3 protein-coding genes are annotated in these 1636 nt (G+C 59.5%); all 3 read left to right on the plus strand.

Translation table 11 applies throughout. The annotated features are described in order from the left end of the window. A partial coding sequence (locus RMO15_RS26710) for a hypothetical protein (RefSeq protein ID WP_309719994.1) occupies positions 1-909 on the plus strand: 909 nt, incomplete at its 5' end. Next, positions 906-1064: a hypothetical protein gene (locus RMO15_RS26715; protein WP_309719996.1), complete on the plus strand. Its 159-nt coding sequence runs from the start codon at positions 906-908 to the stop codon at positions 1062-1064. The genes RMO15_RS26710 and RMO15_RS26715, both read left to right, overlap by 4 nt. After that, positions 1051-1398: a hypothetical protein gene (locus RMO15_RS26720; RefSeq protein ID WP_309719998.1), complete on the plus strand. Its 348-nt coding sequence runs from the start codon at positions 1051-1053 to the stop codon at positions 1396-1398. Before RMO15_RS26715 ends, RMO15_RS26720 begins: the two co-directional genes overlap by 14 nt. Positions 1399-1636 lie beyond the last annotated feature (238 nt).

The raw sequence follows: 1636 nt of genomic DNA on the forward strand, positions 1-1636 counted from the left end.
CGGGGTCATGCCCTACAAAGAAGGCCACGTGGTCTCCTGGAGCTTCACACGATGATCATCTCCCGCTGGCAGGCGCTTCCCTGGCTTGCTGCCTTTGACCAAGGCGTGACCGAGCTGGAGACGACGCTCGATCTCAATAAATCCCGTTGCATGGTGGCTCTCAGCGAGGCGGGGGTGCAGCTTCCCGAGGGGCCACTGGTCTTGTGGGAGGCGGTCAAAGAGGTGGCAGAGCACGACACGGGTTGCTTTACGATAAACGACGATGGCACGCTGGAGCGGGCCTATATTTTCTCGCCCACCACCGAGCGCGCCATCTCGCTCTGGGGCCAGCCAGAGGGAGCGCCGACCGTGCTCGTGGCCGGATTTCCCATGCACCGCACCAAGCACGTGAGCCCGTGGGAGGACACGCTTAAAAAAATCACGGCGTGCCAGCCGGTAAGTGGCCGCATTCTGGATACCTGCATGGGTCTGGGATACACAGCAATCTGCGCGGCGAACTCGGCGGCGCATGTCACGGTGATCGAGTTTGATCCAGGCGTGGAGGCAATGGCTGCGAGAAACCCCTGGTCTGAGCCGCTGTTTACAAGATCTAATATCACTCGAAAAAGTGGCAATGCCGCTGCACTGATCAAGGAGTTTCCCAATGCCGCCTTCGATCTGATTATCCACGACCCGCCCACGATGCAGCTTGCGGGCGATCTCTACTCCGGGGATTTCTACCGCGATGCGACTCGGGTGCTCTCCCGGCGTGGCCGCCTCTTTCACTACATCGGTGACCCGAAGAGCCGTCACGGTGCAACGGTTACTAAGGGCGTGGTCAAGCGCCTGCATGAGGCCGGATTTGTCGCCGTCACCAGCGCTGCTGATGCGTATGCCGTGGTTGCCTGGAAAGAGAAGCCCCGGCGGTGAGTGCGAGTGAGCGAGACTGGGAGCGGTTTGTGGCGATGGTCACGCGCAAAGGCCGGGGGCGGCTGACACTGGGGGTTGAGGTCGTCAGTGAGGGCATTGTGGCGGCGCGGCTCACGGGCAGCTTTGTAGGAGCACAGTACGATGGCAATCTCTAAGCGTGGGATGCGAAAGCTCGATGTGGACGGGGTGAACTACCTCTGGAAAGTCCGAAAGGCCGACTGGGACAGCCACCCGTTTCCGAATCTGATCGTGCTGGTCGCCTTTGAAAGTGGCGGCTCGGTGCTGGAAGTGGATCTTGGGGCACCGCGCTCCAATCAGAGCACATCAATGGTTCACCTGCCCGATGGGACGAGCTATCTGCGGATACTGCCCTATGGCATCGCAACTCCAAGGCGCATTGCCGAGGCGATCCGTCAGGCGCGAGCGGCGGGTTGGGAACCCGAAAAAGGCGGTGGGAGCTTTTCGGTGGCGCTGGAGCCTGATGTCTGAAAAATCCCCCTGCCATAAACTACCATACAGTCTTCATGAAGATGCTTCACCACCGAGCATGAAAATCTGAGTTTGGCAAGGTAGCATAGGCAGGGCGCACTGACACAAAGGTCGTTTTTTCCTTGGTGATGCGATCCCGATATACAGTCAGACCGGGGCACTTTTAAGCACCACCGATTGTCATACAGGCGTTTTCACAAGGAGCAGGCTTAGGGCACGCTCTACGCCTCAAGGACGC

Source organism: Armatimonas sp., assembly GCF_031410135.1.
Classification (GTDB): Bacteria; Armatimonadota; Armatimonadia; order Armatimonadales; family Armatimonadaceae; genus Armatimonas.

What these genes read in the sequence shown, in the direction of transcription:
- RMO15_RS26720 (WP_309719998.1), top strand. Translation starts at nt 1,051, where the DNA reads ATGGCAATCTCTAAGCGTGGGATGCGAAAGCTCGATGTGGACGGGGTG.